Origin of the sequence: Bradyrhizobium commune (genome assembly GCF_015624505.1) — a bacterium.
Taxonomy (GTDB): Bacteria; Pseudomonadota; Alphaproteobacteria; order Rhizobiales; family Xanthobacteraceae; genus Bradyrhizobium; species Bradyrhizobium commune.
Window position 1 is genome coordinate 6,309,219 of sequence record NZ_CP061379.1, and the last position, 15,148, is coordinate 6,324,366.

The 15,148-nt window shown below is 63.4% G+C and carries 16 protein-coding genes and 1 tRNA gene; 12 read left to right on the plus strand and 5 right to left on the minus strand.

The genetic code is table 11. From position 1 onward, the window contains the following. The first annotated feature begins 156 nt into the window (after positions 1 to 156). Positions 157 to 681 carry a cupin domain-containing protein gene (locus IC761_RS29575; protein WP_195800196.1) on the plus strand — a complete coding sequence of 175 codons (525 nt, stop codon included), beginning with the start codon at positions 157 to 159 and terminating at the stop codon, positions 679 to 681. Positions 682 to 856: 175 nt separating this feature from the next. Here IC761_RS29575 and IC761_RS29580 read toward each other — a convergent pair whose 3' ends face one another. Continuing rightward, a complete protein-coding gene (locus IC761_RS29580) occupies positions 857 to 1,381 on the minus strand; it encodes a Dps family protein (protein WP_195800197.1) in 525 nt (174 codons plus the stop codon). 104 nt (positions 1,382 to 1,485) lie between these two features. Here IC761_RS29580 and IC761_RS29585 point away from each other — a divergent pair, with 104 nt between their 5' ends. Continuing rightward, a complete protein-coding gene (locus tag IC761_RS29585; RefSeq protein ID WP_195800198.1) occupies positions 1,486 to 2,187 on the plus strand; it encodes a class I SAM-dependent methyltransferase in 702 nt (233 codons plus the stop codon). Between the two features lie 54 nt (positions 2,188 to 2,241). Continuing rightward, positions 2,242 to 2,317: transfer RNA gene (locus IC761_RS29590), tRNA-Ala, on the plus strand. Positions 2,318 to 2,426: 109 nt separating this feature from the next. On the opposite strand, the gene IC761_RS29595 is transcribed toward IC761_RS29590, so the two are convergent. Continuing rightward, the gene (locus tag IC761_RS29595) at positions 2,427 to 2,798 is read right to left on the minus strand and encodes an ArsR/SmtB family transcription factor (protein ID WP_195800199.1); all 372 of its coding nucleotides are present in this window, start codon (positions 2,796 to 2,798) and stop codon (positions 2,427 to 2,429) included. A gap of 112 nt (positions 2,799 to 2,910) precedes the next feature. Between IC761_RS29595 and IC761_RS29600 the strand changes: the two genes are divergently transcribed. From IC761_RS29600 to IC761_RS29615, 4 genes are all read left to right on the plus strand, one after another. Then, the gene (locus IC761_RS29600) at positions 2,911 to 4,080 is read left to right on the plus strand and encodes an MFS transporter (protein WP_195800200.1); all 1,170 of its coding nucleotides are present in this window, start codon (positions 2,911 to 2,913) and stop codon (positions 4,078 to 4,080) included. Positions 4,081 to 4,230: 150 nt separating this feature from the next. Beyond that, complete coding sequence (gene carB / locus IC761_RS29605; RefSeq protein WP_195800201.1) at positions 4,231 to 7,695, plus strand: carbamoyl-phosphate synthase large subunit; 3,465 nt, start codon at positions 4,231 to 4,233, stop codon at positions 7,693 to 7,695. Positions 7,696 to 7,900: 205 nt separating this feature from the next. Further along, entirely contained in the window at positions 7,901 to 8,374 is a 474-nt protein-coding gene (greA, locus tag IC761_RS29610) for a transcription elongation factor GreA (protein ID WP_018318257.1), read from the plus strand. A 139-nt stretch (positions 8,375 to 8,513) separates the two neighbouring features. Continuing rightward, entirely contained in the window at positions 8,514 to 8,909 is a 396-nt protein-coding gene (locus IC761_RS29615; protein WP_438265060.1) for a DoxX family protein, read from the plus strand. A 9-nt stretch (positions 8,910 to 8,918) separates the two neighbouring features. Here IC761_RS29615 and IC761_RS29620 read toward each other — a convergent pair whose 3' ends face one another. Further along, positions 8,919 to 9,398: an Lrp/AsnC family transcriptional regulator gene (locus IC761_RS29620; RefSeq protein WP_195800202.1), complete on the minus strand. Its 480-nt coding sequence runs from the start codon at positions 9,396 to 9,398 to the stop codon at positions 8,919 to 8,921. A gap of 266 nt (positions 9,399 to 9,664) precedes the next feature. Between IC761_RS29620 and trxB the strand changes: the two genes are divergently transcribed. The 5 genes from trxB to IC761_RS29645 all read left to right on the plus strand — a co-directional run bounded on the left by trxB (position 9,665) and on the right by IC761_RS29645 (position 13,523). Beyond that, positions 9,665 to 10,630 (plus strand): thioredoxin-disulfide reductase, encoded by a 966-nt coding sequence (gene trxB, locus IC761_RS29625; protein ID WP_195800203.1) that lies wholly within the window; start codon positions 9,665 to 9,667, stop codon positions 10,628 to 10,630. Between the two features lie 5 nt (positions 10,631 to 10,635). Beyond that, positions 10,636 to 11,559 carry a LysR family transcriptional regulator gene (locus IC761_RS29630; RefSeq protein WP_187436649.1) on the plus strand — a complete coding sequence of 308 codons (924 nt, stop codon included), beginning with the start codon at positions 10,636 to 10,638 and terminating at the stop codon, positions 11,557 to 11,559. A gap of 447 nt (positions 11,560 to 12,006) precedes the next feature. Then, the gene (locus IC761_RS29635) at positions 12,007 to 12,915 is read left to right on the plus strand and encodes a 4-hydroxy-tetrahydrodipicolinate synthase family protein (RefSeq protein WP_195800204.1); all 909 of its coding nucleotides are present in this window, start codon (positions 12,007 to 12,009) and stop codon (positions 12,913 to 12,915) included. Between the two features lie 168 nt (positions 12,916 to 13,083). Then, complete coding sequence (locus tag IC761_RS29640) at positions 13,084 to 13,233, plus strand: hypothetical protein (protein ID WP_210338489.1); 150 nt, start codon at positions 13,084 to 13,086, stop codon at positions 13,231 to 13,233. A gap of 86 nt (positions 13,234 to 13,319) precedes the next feature. Next, positions 13,320 to 13,523, plus strand: a complete 204-nt coding sequence (locus IC761_RS29645) for a hypothetical protein (RefSeq protein ID WP_195804803.1) — start codon at positions 13,320 to 13,322, stop codon at positions 13,521 to 13,523. 69 nt (positions 13,524 to 13,592) lie between these two features. Here the strand turns inward: IC761_RS29645 and IC761_RS29650 are convergent, their stop codons facing one another. Together IC761_RS29650 and IC761_RS29655 are read right to left on the minus strand one after the other, a co-directional pair. Continuing rightward, entirely contained in the window at positions 13,593 to 14,270 is a 678-nt protein-coding gene (locus tag IC761_RS29650) for an AAA family ATPase (RefSeq protein WP_027551806.1), read from the minus strand. Between the two features lie 397 nt (positions 14,271 to 14,667). After that, complete coding sequence (locus IC761_RS29655; RefSeq protein WP_195800205.1) at positions 14,668 to 15,015, minus strand: hypothetical protein; 348 nt, start codon at positions 15,013 to 15,015, stop codon at positions 14,668 to 14,670. Positions 15,016 to 15,148 lie beyond the last annotated feature (133 nt).

The window sequence follows — 15,148 nt, forward strand, 5'->3', positions numbered from 1 at the left end:
GGGGCGCGCGTAGCGCGAGCCCAGAATCCATTGAGCAGCGAACTCTACCGCACGATGGATTCCGGGCTCGACGCCGCGCGTCGCGCCGGAACGACGAAAGGAACGTCGCCTCACGCCGCTCGTTGATCCCTGCTACGCTTGAGCAGGAGTTCTGCCATGTCCGTCGTCCGCGACTATGCCGAGCCGCTCGCCATTGTGTTCGAGGACGACGGCCTCGTGCCGAACAATCTCCTCCCCTTTCTGGTCTACCAGGGCGCAGTGAAACTCGATCCCAAGCAGCCGGAAGAAACCATCGAAAACCTGTTCGAAACGAACAATTGGGGCGGCACGTGGCGCAACGGCGTCTACGATTATCTGCATTATCATGCGACCGTGCATGAGGTGCTCGGCGTCGCGCGCGGCAGTGCCCGCGTTCGCTTCGGCGGCGATCATGGCCAGGAGCTAGAGATCAAGGCAGGCGATGTCGCGGTCCTGCCCGCCGGCACGGGACATCAGTGCATCAGTGCGAGCCATGATTTCTGCGTGATCGGCGCCTATCCGCCGGGATCGCGGATGGAGATCACACGCGCCACGCCGGAGAACCATGCGAGGGCGCTGAAGACGATTCCGAGAGTCCCGCTGCCACCGGCCGATCCGGTGACGGGCAACCACGGGCCGTTGATGCGGCTGTGGCGAACGTGAGTCGCGAACGCTAGCTCCAAACTCCGTCGTCGTCCCGGCGAAGGCCGGGACCCACAATCACGAGAGCTAGTTTGGCGTAGATGCTATCGCGCATCTCGCGCCACAACTTCTCCCTGGGGGTATGCGTCCCGGCCTTCGCCGGGACGACATTGCGGAGGCATTTGCGCCAATCGCCCTACGCCTCGTTCGCACCTTCCTGGCGGGTGGCCTCGAACAGGAACCAGGTTCGCCGCTCGGTCTCGTCAATGAAAACTTCGAGGATGCTGGCGCTGGCGACGTCGCCGGCGTCGTCGCAGACCTCGTGCGCTTTGCGCATCGCAGATGCGACGTGCTTGTTGTCCTGCATCAGCTCGCGCAGCATCTCGCGCGGCGGGACATAGTCGTCGTCATTGTCCTTGATGGTCTGGAGCTTGGCGACCTGGCCGATCGACTTCAGCGTGGCGCCGCCGATCTTGCGGACGCGCTCGGCGAGCTGGTCGGTAGTGGCAAAGATCTGGTCCGACTGCTCGTCGAGGAGCAGATGATAGTCGCGAAAATGCCGACCGCTGATGTGCCAGTGAAAATTCTTGGTCTTCAGATAAAGTGCGAACGCATCGGCCAGAAGCACGTTGAGCGCCTCCGAGACCTTTTTGGCCGCCGGGGGCGACAGATCGGTGGGGGTGTCGAGGTCGGGCGAGACCTTGCTGGGGGCTTTGCTCACGGGAAACCTTCCTGTTAGGACGCGGACATTGACGGCGCGCCGTCGCACCCCTAACGCAAGGCGGGCAACGCGGTTCCTCGATAGGAACCGCTGGGCGGGATACCATGGACGATTGGATCGACTATTACGACTCGACGCACACGATCTATGTCAGCAAGCTGCATCGGGATTTGCACTTCCAGATCATCGCGCGGGACATCATCGGCTACATCACCTCGCCCGAGGCGACCGTGCTGGACTATGCCTGCGGCGAGGCGCTGTCGGCGAGCCAGGTGGCCGCTGCCTGCGGCAAGCTGATCCTGGCCGAGCCGGCGCCGGGTGTGCGTGGCCGACTGATCGCACGGTTTGCGCCCAACACAAAAATCCGCGTCCGCTCGCTCGACGACGTCCGCAAGATGCAGGACCAATCGATCGATCTCGTGGTGATGAACTCGGTTGTGCAGTACATGACCGCGGAGGAGCTTGACGCCGCGCTGCTCAACATCCGGCGCATCCTGAAACCGTCGGGCAAGCTGGTGCTCGGCGACATCCTCCAGCCGCATGTCGGAATGGGCCGGGATGTGACGGCGCTGCTCTCCTTCGGCCTGCGTCACGGCTTCCTGAAGGACGCACTGATCGGCCTGATCAGCACCGCGCTGTCAGACTACCGTCATCTTCGCTCGCGCATCGGGCTGCAGCGCTATAGCGAGGACGAGATCACGGCCAAGCTGAAGGCAGCCGGCTTCGCCGCGCAACGTGCCAACGTCAATATCGGCCACAATCGGTGGCGCATGACCTTCATCGCACGGCCACCGCTCGCCCGTTAAGCTTAACAATTGGCTGAGGTGGCTTGTCGCACCTCGATCGGCAATGATCGCTGCGGCCCGGTGGCGGAAGCGTCCACGCGAGAGCAGTGCATTGCTCTTTATCCTGGTTCAAATCCAGGCCGGGTCTCCAGCCTTCGCTGGCTTCGCCTGCTTCGGCTAGGCAAGCCATTTCGTAGCGAAGGCTGCCTCGACGAAGCCCGCAGGGCGAGGTCGGGCGTGGCGCAGCGATCAGCCAACAATCACCCCGCCTCGACCACTTCGCACTCGGCGACAAGCTGAAGCCTGTCCGCGTCCTTGGCGGCGGAGTTGAGCACGGCGTCGAGCAGGCCGGGAAAGCGCGCCTCCAGATCCTCGCGGCGCAGCCGCATGAACCGGTTGGTGCCGGCCACACGCGTCAGCATCAGGCCGCATTCGCGCAGCTTGGCGAAGTGGTAAGCGAGGTTCGACTTGCCACTGAGGCCATTGAAGTCGCCGCAGCAGAGCTCGCTGCTGACACGTTCCTGCTGGGCGAGCTGGTACACGATCGCCAGGCGGATCGGATCGCTCAGGCAATCCAGAACCATCGGCAGCTCGATCTGCTCGCGGGTGGGATGAAGGGGCGTGCGGCTCATGATCCCTGAATCATAGCGAAGCAACCGCAATGTTCAATAGTTCTTGAACCAATTGACACCGAAAGCGTCGCGTCCGATAGTTCAACAAACGTTGAACATAGGGATATTTCCAATGAGCGTGTTCTGGCTGGCCCTGGCGGCCTTCGCGATCGGCACAGAAGGCTTTGTGATTGCAGGGCTTTTGCCGGCGATCGCCTCTGACCTGTCGATTTCGGTCTCGGCCGCCGGCCAATTGGTGACCGCCTACGCCCTCACCTATGCCGTGGGCTCGCCCATCCTGGCGGTGGCGCTGAACAATGTCGACCGCCGCACCGTGCTGGCGCTGGCGCTCTCGACCTTCATCGCCGGAAACCTCGCTGCGATGGTGGCATCCAACTACACCCTGCTGCTGGCCTCCCGCATGCTCATGGCGCTGGGCTCCGGACTTTGCATGCCGACGGCGCTGGCCGTCTCGGTCGCCGTCGCCACGCCGGAACGGCGCGGCCGCGCGGTGGCGCTGGTCACCTCGGGCCTCACGATCGCGACCGTCATCGGCGTTCCCCTCGGCAATCTCGTCGGCAGCCTGTTCGGCTGGCGCGCGACTTTTGCCATGGTCGCCGTCATCAGCGCGGTGGCGCTGGCCGGCCTCCTGCTCGGCCTGCCCCGTGGCCTGCCGCGCAACACCGCCTCGCTCGGCGACAGGCTGGCCGTGGCGCGTCACAGCAATGTCTTGACCGCGCTTGTCATCACGGTGCTCTGGGCGCTCGGCGGCTTCACCGTTTTCACTTATTTCGCCGTTCCGTTGCACGGTCTCGGCTTCGATGCCTCGCAAATCAGCCTGGCGCTTCTTGTGTTCGGCGGTGCGGCTGCGATCGGGAACATGCTCGGCGGGATCCTTGCCGACCGCCTCGGCATGCTCGCCACCGCAGCGCTCGGGCTTGCCGGCATGGCGAGCGCGCTGATCCTGCATTCGCTGGTCCTGAAGCTCTTGCCCGGGCAGGCGCATTACGCGGTGCTGGGGACGATCTTCCTCTGGGGCATCTCGGGCTGGGCGTTCTATCCGGCCCAGGTCGCCAGCATCATCCGGATCGAGCCGCAGGCCTCGATGATCGCACTCTCGCTCAATGCTTCCGCGATGTATTTGGGCTTCGCCATTGGCGGCGCGCTGGGCGGTGCGGTGCTCGCGACCCTCTCGCCAGATGATCTCGGCTGGATCGGCGGATCGAGCGTTGCGGCCTCGCTTCTGGTGCATCTCGCCCGTGGCTGGCAGGCGCGGCCGAAACCCGTCAAAATTGCTGGTTGATGGGCGTTTTTCGGGGTTTCGCCGCCCCGAAAACTGGTCTAAGACCCACCCGCGCGCGAGGGAGACCCCCGCGCTCTCGGCTTAAGGGGACGCGCGGCAAGCGCGCCCTTTTTTTGTGCCCAGATTCCACTTCGACTTCGGCGAGAGTTGATGCCCAAACGTACAGACATCACCACCATCCTGATCATCGGCGCCGGTCCCATCGTGATCGGCCAGGCCTGCGAGTTCGACTATTCGGGCACCCAGGCGGTGAAGACGCTGAAGGAAGAGGGCTATCGCATCGTCCTCGTCAATTCCAATCCAGCCACCATCATGACCGATCCGGAATTGGCGGATGCAACCTATATCGAGCCGATCACACCCGAGATCGTCGCAAAAATCATCGAGAAGGAACGTCACGTCATTCCCGGCGGCTTCGCGCTGCTACCGACCATGGGCGGCCAGACCGCGCTGAACTGCGCGCTGTCGCTGCGCCGCCAGGGTACGCTGGAAAAATTCGCCGTCGAGATGATCGGCGCCACCGCGGATGCGATCGACAAGGCGGAAGACCGCCAGCTGTTCCGCGAGGCCATGACCAAGATCGGGCTCGAGACGCCGAAGTCGCGGCTCGCCAATGCATCCGAGCTGAAGAAGTCCTTCCGCGACAAGCACCAGGCCGAACGCGCGAAGGCGTCCGGTGCAGCGCTCGATGAGCTAGACCGGCAGTGGACGCTCGGCGAAGGCGACCGCCGCAAGCGCTACCAGGAATATGCACTCGGTCAGGCGCTGATGGCGCTGTCCGAGATCGGCCTGCCCGCGATCATCCGTCCCTCCTTCACCATGGGCGGCACCGGCGGAGGCATCGCCTACAACAAGGAAGAGTTCCTCGACATCATCGAGCGCGGTCTCGACGCGTCTCCGACCAACGAAGTGCTGATCGAAGAATCCGTGCTCGGCTGGAAAGAGTTCGAGATGGAGGTGGTGCGCGACAAGAAGGACAATTGCATCATCGTCTGCTCGATCGAGAACCTCGATCCGATGGGCGTGCACACCGGCGATTCCATCACGGTGGCGCCGGCGCTGACGCTGACCGACAAGGAATACCAGATCATGCGCGACGCCTCGCTGGCGGTGCTGCGCGAGATCGGCGTCGAGACCGGCGGCTCCAACGTGCAGTTCGGCGTCAATCCCGAAGACGGCCGCATGGTCGTCATCGAGATGAATCCGCGCGTGTCGCGCTCCTCCGCGCTGGCGTCGAAAGCCACCGGCTTCCCGATCGCCAAGGTCGCGGCCAAGCTCGCGGTCGGCTACACGCTCGACGAGATCGCCAACGACATCACCGGCGGTGCGACGCCGGCCTCGTTCGAGCCGACCATCGACTACGTCGTCACCAAGGTGCCGCGTTTCGCGTTCGAGAAATTTCCGGGTGCTTCCACCACGCTGACGACGTCGATGAAGTCGGTCGGCGAAGTGATGGCGATCGGCCGCACCTTCCAGGAGAGCCTTCAGAAGGCACTGCGCGGGCTCGAGACCGGACTCACCGGCCTCGACGAGATCGAGATCGAAGGTCTCGGCCGCGACGACGACAAGAACGCGATCCGCGCTGCGCTCGGCACGCCGACGCCGAACCGGCTGCTCCAGGTCGCCCAGGCGATGCGGCTCGGCTGGTCGAACGAGGAGATCTTCAACTCCTGCAAGATCGATCCGTGGTTCCTCGGCGAGATGCGCGGCATCGTCGACATGGAAGAGAAGATCAAGAAGAGCGGTCTCCCCTCCAACGCCTTCGGCATGCGCACCCTGAAAGCCATGGGTTTCTCGGACGCGCGGCTCGCGGTGCTGGCACAGACCAACGATGCCGAGGTCACCGCCAAGCGCCACGCGCTCGGCGTTCGCCCGGTCTACAAGCGCATCGACACTTGCGCGGCCGAATTCGCCTCGCCGACCGCCTACATGTACTCAACCTATGAATCGCCGTTTGCAGGCTCGCTTGCCGACGAGAGCACGCCGTCGGACAAGAAGAAGGTCATCATCCTCGGCGGCGGACCGAACCGCATCGGCCAGGGCATCGAGTTCGACTATTGCTGCTGTCACGCCTGCTTCGCGCTGCATGACGCCGGCTACGAATCCATCATGGTCAACTGCAACCCGGAAACGGTGTCGACCGACTACGACACCGCCGACCGGCTCTATTTCGAGCCGCTCACCGCCGAGGACGTGCTGGAGATCATCGCGAAGGAGCGCACGAACGGCTCGCTGCATGGCGTGATCGTGCAGTTCGGCGGCCAGACCCCGCTGAAGCTCGCGCGTGCGCTGGAAGCCGCCGAAGTGCCGATCCTCGGCACCTCGCCCGACGCGATCGACCTTGCGGAGGACCGCGACCGCTTCAAGCGCGTGCTCGACAAGCTGCGGCTGAAGCAGCCGAAGAACGGCATCGCCTATTCGGTCGAGCAGGCCCGCCTCGTCTCCGCCGATCTGGGCCTGCCGCTGGTGGTGCGTCCGTCCTATGTGCTCGGCGGCCGCGCGATGCAGATCATCCGCGAGGAGAACCAGCTCAACGACTATTTGCTCGGCACGCTGCCGGAGCTGGTGCCCGCCGACGTCAAGGCGCGCTACCCGAACGACAAGACCGGGCAGATCAACACTGTGCTCGGCAAGAACCCGCTGCTGTTCGATCGCTATCTCTCCGACGCCACCGAGATCGACGTCGACTGCCTCTGCGACGGCAAGGACACTTTCATCGTCGGCATCATGGAGCACATCGAGGAAGCCGGCATCCATTCCGGCGATAGCGCCTGCTCGCTGCCGCCGCACTCGCTCGATACAAAGATGATCGAAGAGCTGGAGCGGCAGACGCGCGAGCTCGCCATCGGCCTCGACGTCGTCGGCCTGATGAACGTGCAATACGCGATCAAGGACGGCGAAATCTACGTGCTCGAAGTCAATCCGCGCGCTTCGCGCACGGTGCCGTTCGTCGCCAAGGTGGTCGGCACGCCGGTCGCAAAAATCGCCGCGCGCATCATGGCCGGCGAGAGGCTCGCCGACTTCAAATTGAAGAAGGCCGACTTCAAGCATGTCGGCGTCAAGGAATCGGTGTTTCCGTTCGCGCGCTTTCCCGGCGTCGATACCGTGCTCGGGCCCGAGATGCGCTCGACCGGCGAGGTCATGGGCATCGACCGCTCCTTTGCAGTGGCTTTTGCCAAGAGCCAGCTCGGCGGCGGCACGCGGGTGCCGCGCAAGGGCACGGTGTTTGTCTCGGTGCGCGAGAGCGACAAGATTCGCATCGCCGAAGCCGTACGCGAATTGCATTCGCTCGGCTTCAAGGTGCTGGCGACGTCGGGCACGGCGCGCTTCCTGAGCGACGAGGGCATTCCGGCGGAGAAGGTGAACAAGGTGCTGGAGGGACGGCCGCACATCGTCGACGCCATCACCAATGGCGACGTCCAGCTCGTCTTCAACACCACCGAAGGTCCGCAGGCGCTCGCCGACAGCCGCTCGCTGCGGCGCGCGGCCCTCTTGCATAAAGTGCCGTATTACACCACTCTTTCCGGGGCCGTGGCGGCCGCGCAGGGCATCCGCGCCTATCTGGGCGGGGACCTTGAGGTTCGGACCCTGCAGAGCTACTTTTCGGAAACCTGATCGCTAGCGGCAGCTCTGCTGCCGCTAAGTGATTGGCGATGAAGCCACAATGGCCGGAGGAACCGTCCGGCCATATGGTTGTTCTGTTCCGGCGCCAGACCCACATAACGCTCCGGCGGCCGCGGGTTCAGCGCCGGGCATACTGACGAATCAAGGTTGCGGCGCCGCTTGTTTTGGGGCGCACGACTGGAGAACGAGAGAAGCGATGGAAAAGGTTCCGATGACCGCGAGCGGCTTTGCCGCGCTCGGGGAAGAATTGAAGAAGCGCCAGTCCGAGGACCGTCCGCGTATCATCGAGCACATTGCGGAGGCCCGCTCACACGGCGACCTGTCGGAAAACGCGGAATATCATGCCGCGAAGGAAGAGCAGTCGCACAATGAGGGCCGCATCGCCGAGCTCGAGGACAAGCTCGCGCGCGCCGATATCATCGACATTTCCAAGCTCTCCGGCGACACCATCAAGTTCGGCGCCACCGTGACGCTGGTCGACGAGGATACAGAGAAGAAGACGGTGTGGCAGATCGTCGGCGAAGTCGAAGCCGACGCCAAGAAGGGCCGCATCTCCATCACCTCGCCGCTGGCGCGGGCGCTGATCGGCAAGAAGAAGGGCTCGACCGTCGAGGTCAACGCACCTGGCGGTGCCAAGGCGTATGAGATCACCAAGGTGGAGTGGCGGTAATCGGTGCCGCGGCGCATGGAAAAGCCGCGCAGCAAGCGCGGCTTTTTTGTTTCGGGCCATTGCGCGATTGCGAACGACGGCGATTGTGAACGACGACGTCCTCCGTCATGCTCTGCACCCTACATCAAGGGAGGATGCGATGGACATCGATCGTATCGCCGCGCAGAGCCAGCCTTATGTGCTCAGTCTGTTCCGCTTCGTCACCGGACTTCTGCTGTTTCACTACGGCGTGGCCAAGCTGTTCAAATTTCCACCGGTCGAGATGTTCGAAAGCGTCACGCCGCTGTCGCTCTGGGGTGTGGCGGGCATGATCGAGCTCGTGCTCGGCGGCCTGTTGATGCTTGGGCTCTTCACGCGTCTGGCCGCGTTCATCCTCGCCGGTGAGATGGCCTTTGCCTATTTCATCGAACACCTGCCGCACAGCTTCTTTCCCGTCATCAACGACGGTGCGCTGGCGATCGTCCTATGCTTCGCCTGCCTTTATCTCGCCGTCACCGGCGGCGGGCCGGTCAGTGTGGATGCGATGCGGCGATGATTAAGCGAGCTACCTCCGTCCCTTCACATCCAGCGGCACGGCCGCCTCGTATTTCGAATTATGCAGCACCAGTGACGTGCGTACGTTGCGCACATGGGGCGCGGCGGTCAGGTGGGTGACGAAATCCTGAAAGGTCGCCATGTCGGGGGCGACGCATTTGAGGATGAAATCGACCTCTCCCGACAGCATCCAGCATTCCCGCACCAGCGGCTCGGCGCGGACGAACTGCTCGAAGGCGCGCAAATCCGCTTCCGCCTGGCTGGAGAGGTGCACGGCGGCAAAGACCGTGACGTCGAAACCCAGTTTTCGCGCGTCCAGCAGTCCGCGATAGCCGTGAATGTACCCCTCCTCCTCCAGCGCGCGGACGCGGCGCAGGCAGGGCGGGGGCGAAATGCCGACCCGCTTGGCCAGCTCGACATTGGTGATTCGACCGTCGGCCTGGATCTCACCCAGAATTTTCAGGTCGATCTCGTCTAGGTTCCGCGACACGTGATTGGAACTCCTCGCCTTGCGGCGGTATCGGGTGGGTCTGTCGCAATCCTCATAACCCAGTCTGCGCCAAATGAGCAATTTTATTGCGCGTGCAGCGCAATGGACTTTTGTTCCCTGTTGGAAAAATCCGCCGACATGGAATGCAATTCTTGCATAGCTCACCAGAAGGCTTAGATTAGCTCTGATATTTCAGCGCCTCCGCGAGGCCTCCTGGCTCCTTCCGCGCCCGCGCTGCAAATCCCCCGTGAAAGGCGTCCATCGAAATGTCCGCTCCTGTTCATGCAAAGGTCGTCATCATTGGCTCCGGCCCCGCCGGCTACACCGCGGCGATCTATGCCGCGCGCGCGATGCTCGAGCCGATCCTGATCCAGGGCATCCAGGCGGGCGGCCAGCTCACCATCACCACCGACGTCGAGAACTATCCGGGCTTCGCTGACGTGATCCAGGGCCCCTGGTTGATGGAACAGATGGAGAAGCAGGCGGTCCATGTCGGCACCAAAATCGTCTCCGACCTGGTCACCAAGCTGGAGACATCCCAGCGGCCGTTCCGCCTCACCTGCGACTCCGGCGACGTCTATCTCGCCGAAACCGTGATTCTGGCCACCGGCGCGCAGGCGCGCTGGCTCGGGCTGCCCTCTGAGGCGAAATTTCAGGGCGGCGGCGTGTCGGCCTGCGCCACCTGCGACGGCTTCTTCTACCGCAACAAGGAGGTCGTGGTGGTCGGCGGCGGCAATACCGCAGTCGAGGAAGCCCTGTACCTGACCAACCATGCCTCGCAGGTGACGATCGTGCATCGTCGCGACCACTTCCGTGCCGAGCGCATCCTCCAGGAGCGCCTGTTCAAGCACCCGAAGATCAAGGTGATCTGGGACTCCGCCGTTGACGAGATCTGCGGAACCGAGAACCCGAACAAGGTCACCCATGTGCGCCTGAAGAACGTCAGGACCGGCGCACTCACGGATTTGAAGACCGACGGCATCTTCATCGCCATCGGCCACGCGCCGGCGACCGAGCTCGTGAAAGACCAGATCAAGCTGAAACCATCCGGCTATGTCGAGGTCGCCCCGAACTCGACCGCGACCTCGGTGCCCGGCCTGTTCGCCGCCGGCGACGTCGCCGACGAAACCTATCGCCAGGCCGTGACGGCCGCCGGCCTCGGCTGCATGGCAGCGCTCGAGGCTGAACGATTCTTGGCCCTGCGCGCCAGCGAGCGCGCGGCAGCGGAATAACGATCATGCCTCGAACACGCGACGGATTTACGGATATGGACTGGGACAAGCTGAAGGTGTTTCACGCGGCGGCGGAAGCGGGCAGCTTCACGCATGCGGGAGAGCAGCTCGGCCTGTCGCAATCGGCAGTGTCACGCCAGGTCTCGGCGCTGGAGCAGGAGCTCTCGGTCTCGCTGTTCCATCGCCACGCCCGCGGCCTGATCCTCACCGAGCAGGGCGACCTTTTGTTCCGCACCGCGCATGACGTGTTCATGCAACTCCAGGCGGCGCGCGCGAAACTGACCGATAGTCGCGAACGGCCGAGCGGCGATCTCAAGATCACCACCACGCCCGGCGTCGGCATCAACTGGCTGATCCCGCGGCTCGGCGAATTCACGGCGCTCTATCCGGAGATCCGGATCTCGCTGATCGTCACCGACGAGGAGCTCGATCTGTCGATGCGCGAGGCCGACGTCGCGATCCGCACCCGCAAGCCGACGCAGCCGGATCTCATCCAGCGCAAGCTTTTCGCAATGGGCTTCCACGCTTATTGCTCGCCGGATTACATCAAGCGCTTCGGCACGCCGCGGACGCTGGAGGAACTCGACTCCCACCGCATCATCACGCTCTCCGACGGCAACTTCGCGCCGCATCTTCAGAATCGCAACTGGCTGATCGAAGCCGGCCGCAACGGCTCGGGTCCGCGCGAAGCCTATTTCAAGGTCAACAACATCCTCGGCCTGGTGCGCGCCTGTCAGCAGGGCCTCGGCATCGCCGCGTTGCCGGATTACCTGATCGAGGAACAGAGCCGCCTCGTGCAACTGTTCGGCGAATCGGATTCGATTCAACTGGATACGTATTTCGTCTATCCGGAAGAGTTGAAGACGGTCGCACGCGTGCAGGTGTTCCGCGACTTCGTGGTGAGCAAAGCGCAGCGCTGGCCGTCCTGATTTCCGCATGACTGACATGCGGCTTGGACGGTTGCTGCATGGCGCTCGGCAAGCTCATAATGTTTGCACGCTGAGCCTTCGCGTTGCGCATTTGTCCCCCTCCTCCAGTGGCGCGGGAGTTCAGTAATCCCTCTTGGAAGGTGATTGTGTCGGCCTCACGTGGCCAATACCTTAAGCCGGGCTCGCTTGAGCCCGGCTTTTTTTCGTCCCATCCGGCATTCGCCCTCCGCGTGTATTGACAGTTTTGGGCTTGCCCCGCATCATTCGCCAATGATCACGAAGTCGTGCGCACCCGTTTCGAAAAAAGGCCCCCATCCGGGGACCTCGGAATGTTGCGCGCGCTAGGCTGACTTCGTCATCGCGAGCTAATCCCGAAAACCCCGCCGCCTGGACGGGGTTTTTTCATGCGCCCTCCGTCTCAGGTTTTGGCCGAGAAGGAGACCAGACATGACCGACCTACGAACTCACATGCATGGGCTGTGGCTGCCGCTGGTGACGCCGTTTCGCGACGGACGGCTCGACGAGACGTCGCTGCGGCGGCTGACGCGGCACTACTGCACACAGGCGATCGACGGCTTCATCCTGGGGGCGACCTCCGGTGAAGGCATGACGCTGCGCGACGCCGAGCTCGAACGTCTCGTCGCCATCGTGCGCGACGAGATGGCGGCGGGCCGCCGCACCATTCCGATCTGCCTCGGCCTCTCCGGCGCGGACACGTCGCGGCTGAAGCACCGCCTTGATGAAACTGCGGACTGGCCGATCGACGGTTATCTGATCGCAAGCCCCTATTACGTGCGGCCGTCGCAGCGCGGCCTTTTGGCGCATTTCGAGGCGCTGGCCGATCACGCCGCCTGGCCGCTCGCGCTCTACAACATTCCCTATCGCTGCGCGGTCAACATCACCAACCAGACCATGCTGCGCTTGGCGGAGCATCCGAACGTGGTGGGCCTGAAGGATTGCGGTGCGAGCCGCGAGCAATCGATCGCGCTGCTGCGCGACCGGCCGCAGGGCTTTCGCGTGCTCACCGGCGAGGACGCGAATTACTACGAAGCGCTCTCTGACGGCGCCGATGGCGGCATCCTGCTCTCCGCCCACATCGAGACCGCGACATTCGCAGCCGTCCACGCCGAGCTGAAGCGCGGCAACCATGATGCGGCGCAGGCGCGCTGGCAGGAGGTCGCCGAGCTGACGCGGCTGCTGTTCGCCGAACCGAGCCCGGCGCCCGCAAAATACTGGCTGTGGCGGAGCGGCCTGATCGATAGCCCGGAAGTGCGCCTGCCGATGGTGGAAGTGAGCAGCGAGCTCGCTGCGACGATCGATCGCGAGATCGAGCGGCGGGTGAAGGTCGCGGCGTAGCGCTTCCACTCCCTCTCCCCGTCAGAACGGGGCGAGGGAGCGAGACAGCGTGCCCGTGGTTAACCGCGCACCAACGGCCTTCGCAGCTGCCGCATGGCGCATCCACGCCTCGTTTACGCAATCGCGCCTATCGTTCTGCTCCAACGACTTCAAAAAGGGGGAATGACCATGGGGCAACGCAACCGCCCGACGGCGGCGGAAATCTTCGCGCCCGCTGATCTCTTGAAGGGAATTCTGGTGGTGTCGTCGTTCGGCTTCTGGGCCGTGATGCTCGGGCTGATGCCGGTGCTGCTGTTTCGCGTCTGGCTCGCGCCCTGACGGGATGGTTAAGCCGAGGTCACAAATGCGCTCCAAATGCGAGCGGAGCGGCGACCCGGAATCTTAAAACATCTTGCGTATCGTTCATCCCCATAAGCGAAGAAATCGCGGGGGCGAATTTGAATAATCAGAATGATGCGGCGTCGCATTACGGCGCCGGGCAGCAGAGCTTTGACGACGCCGGACAGCAGGGCTTTTCCACCGGGGACATTCTCTGGGCCGTCGGCATCTGGTCGGTGATCCTGACGCTGTCGCCGGTGATCGTGTTCTACATGCTGATGGTGGCGTAGCGCGCTCGCCCCAAAACGCAAAACGCGCGGAGACCGCGCGTTCGTCGTCCGGGGAAATGATTGATGAAATTAAGCCGCCTGCTTGTGCATTGCGCCGGATGCCGACGCCGTGCCACGAATGGCTTTCACTGAACGCTCGATCGCCGCCCACAGCCTTGCAATTTCCTGAGCCGCACGGCTCTCGGCCTGATACTCACGCGCGCCTTCGCCGTGGCTGAGTGCCATCAACAAATCCGAACGATTGGTGATCTGACCGCCCCACACCGGAGCACGAAACTTCGCCAGCGCCTCGCGGGCGATGGTGACGATCGGGCTTTCGGATTCGTCGCGACGCGCCGGTGCGCCGTTGAGCACGACCGCATAGGGCTTGCGTGCGGCGCGGCACATCTGGATGGTTTCCTGCACCGCGTTGACGTCGAACACGCCAGGTCGTGCCGGGATGACCACCATCGTCGCGTTCTTGATCGCGTCGTCGACCACGGCCGAGAGATTCGGCGGCGTGTCGATCAACACCCATTCATATCCGTCGCGCTTGGCAGCGGAGACGATGCCGCTGACCGAGTTCACCGCAGCCTTGATCGGCGGTTCGTTGGTGCCACGCAGCTTGTGCCACAGCGTGAGCGACCCTTGCGGATCGGCATCGACGAGCAGAATAGGCTTTGTCGCCTTGATCTGCGCGGCGAGATGTGCGGCCAGGGTTGACTTGCCCGAGCCGCCTTTACGCGATGCAAAAACAATAACGTTCATACCTCTGGCCTCCAGATTGACCCCAGGTGGCGAAAATGAATCACCGCGCTGATTCGTGAAAGAAAAATTTATCGGGAGTTGACTCTCAGTCACGAAATAACAAGGCGTGTTGGCTTTTGAGTCACACTGCGTCGCGCCGGCAGACACAAACCGCCATGAAGCGCCCGTCCCAAGGGCATTCGTGCGTTTTTTGAGCAGGACTGCGGGAAAAACCGGAATGCAACCTCGCCGGGTGCCACCTCGCGCCGTTCATGTCCGTCGCGCGCGTCCGCAATTGCTGCAAGCAGACGCGCGCCCGAGTGAACAAAAGGAGTCCAGTGGCTGTCTCCTGGCTGATGCCTGAGTCAGTTTGACGCGAGGCATGGAGTTTCGAAACAGGAACGCGCCAGCGACGCGCTCAGGTGTCTTCGGGCTTTTTCTTCTTGGCCGTCTTCGGCTTGGTGGTCTTCTTCGCAACGGCCGGCTTGATGTTGGTCGGCTTGCCGGCGCGGGCCTCGCCCGGCTCCGGCCCCTGGCGGAAGAACGCCGCGCATTGCGGCGAGAGCTGGGTCTTCTTCTGGATCATGCAGGTGGTGATGGCATCGACGTTCGGAACGAACTCGCTGCACAGCCGCATCGCATCCGGCGTGCAGGCCTGCTGCTGCTCGGGCGTGTAGGCAAAGCCGGTGCCCGGCTGGATCAGCATGGCCAGGGCAAGCCCGGCGACGGCAGCAACAAAGGTCTTCCCAAAGCGATACGCCGGCATCGATACCCCCAAATGTCGAGTCACAGGGAATAGTGGGTGAACAGCCGTTCATTGGCAACCAAGCGGGACTACGAAAGCCGGGACCTGTGCGGTCTCGGCAACAGGGGGCACGTCTGGCCACCTGCCCCGCCCG

Coding starts and splice junctions, on each gene's coding strand:
- IC761_RS29575 (WP_195800196.1), top strand. CDS start 157: ATGTCCGTCGTCCGCGACTATGCCGAGCCGCTCGCCATTGTGTTCGAG.
- IC761_RS29585 (WP_195800198.1), top strand. CDS start 1,486: ATGGACGATTGGATCGACTATTACGACTCGACGCACACGATCTATGTC.
- IC761_RS29595 (WP_195800199.1), bottom strand. CDS start 2,798: ATGAGCCGCACGCCCCTTCATCCCACCCGCGAGCAGATCGAGCTGCCG.
- IC761_RS29600 (WP_195800200.1), top strand. CDS start 2,911: ATGAGCGTGTTCTGGCTGGCCCTGGCGGCCTTCGCGATCGGCACAGAA.
- carB (WP_195800201.1), top strand. CDS start 4,231: ATGCCCAAACGTACAGACATCACCACCATCCTGATCATCGGCGCCGGT.
- greA (WP_018318257.1), top strand. CDS start 7,901: ATGGAAAAGGTTCCGATGACCGCGAGCGGCTTTGCCGCGCTCGGGGAA.
- IC761_RS29615 (WP_438265060.1), top strand. CDS start 8,514: ATGGACATCGATCGTATCGCCGCGCAGAGCCAGCCTTATGTGCTCAGT.
- trxB (WP_195800203.1), top strand. CDS start 9,665: ATGTCCGCTCCTGTTCATGCAAAGGTCGTCATCATTGGCTCCGGCCCC.
- IC761_RS29630 (WP_187436649.1), top strand. CDS start 10,636: ATGCCTCGAACACGCGACGGATTTACGGATATGGACTGGGACAAGCTG.
- IC761_RS29635 (WP_195800204.1), top strand. CDS start 12,007: ATGACCGACCTACGAACTCACATGCATGGGCTGTGGCTGCCGCTGGTG.
- IC761_RS29640 (WP_210338489.1), top strand. CDS start 13,084: ATGGGGCAACGCAACCGCCCGACGGCGGCGGAAATCTTCGCGCCCGCT.
- IC761_RS29650 (WP_027551806.1), bottom strand. CDS start 14,270: ATGAACGTTATTGTTTTTGCATCGCGTAAAGGCGGCTCGGGCAAGTCA.
- IC761_RS29655 (WP_195800205.1), bottom strand. CDS start 15,015: ATGCCGGCGTATCGCTTTGGGAAGACCTTTGTTGCTGCCGTCGCCGGG.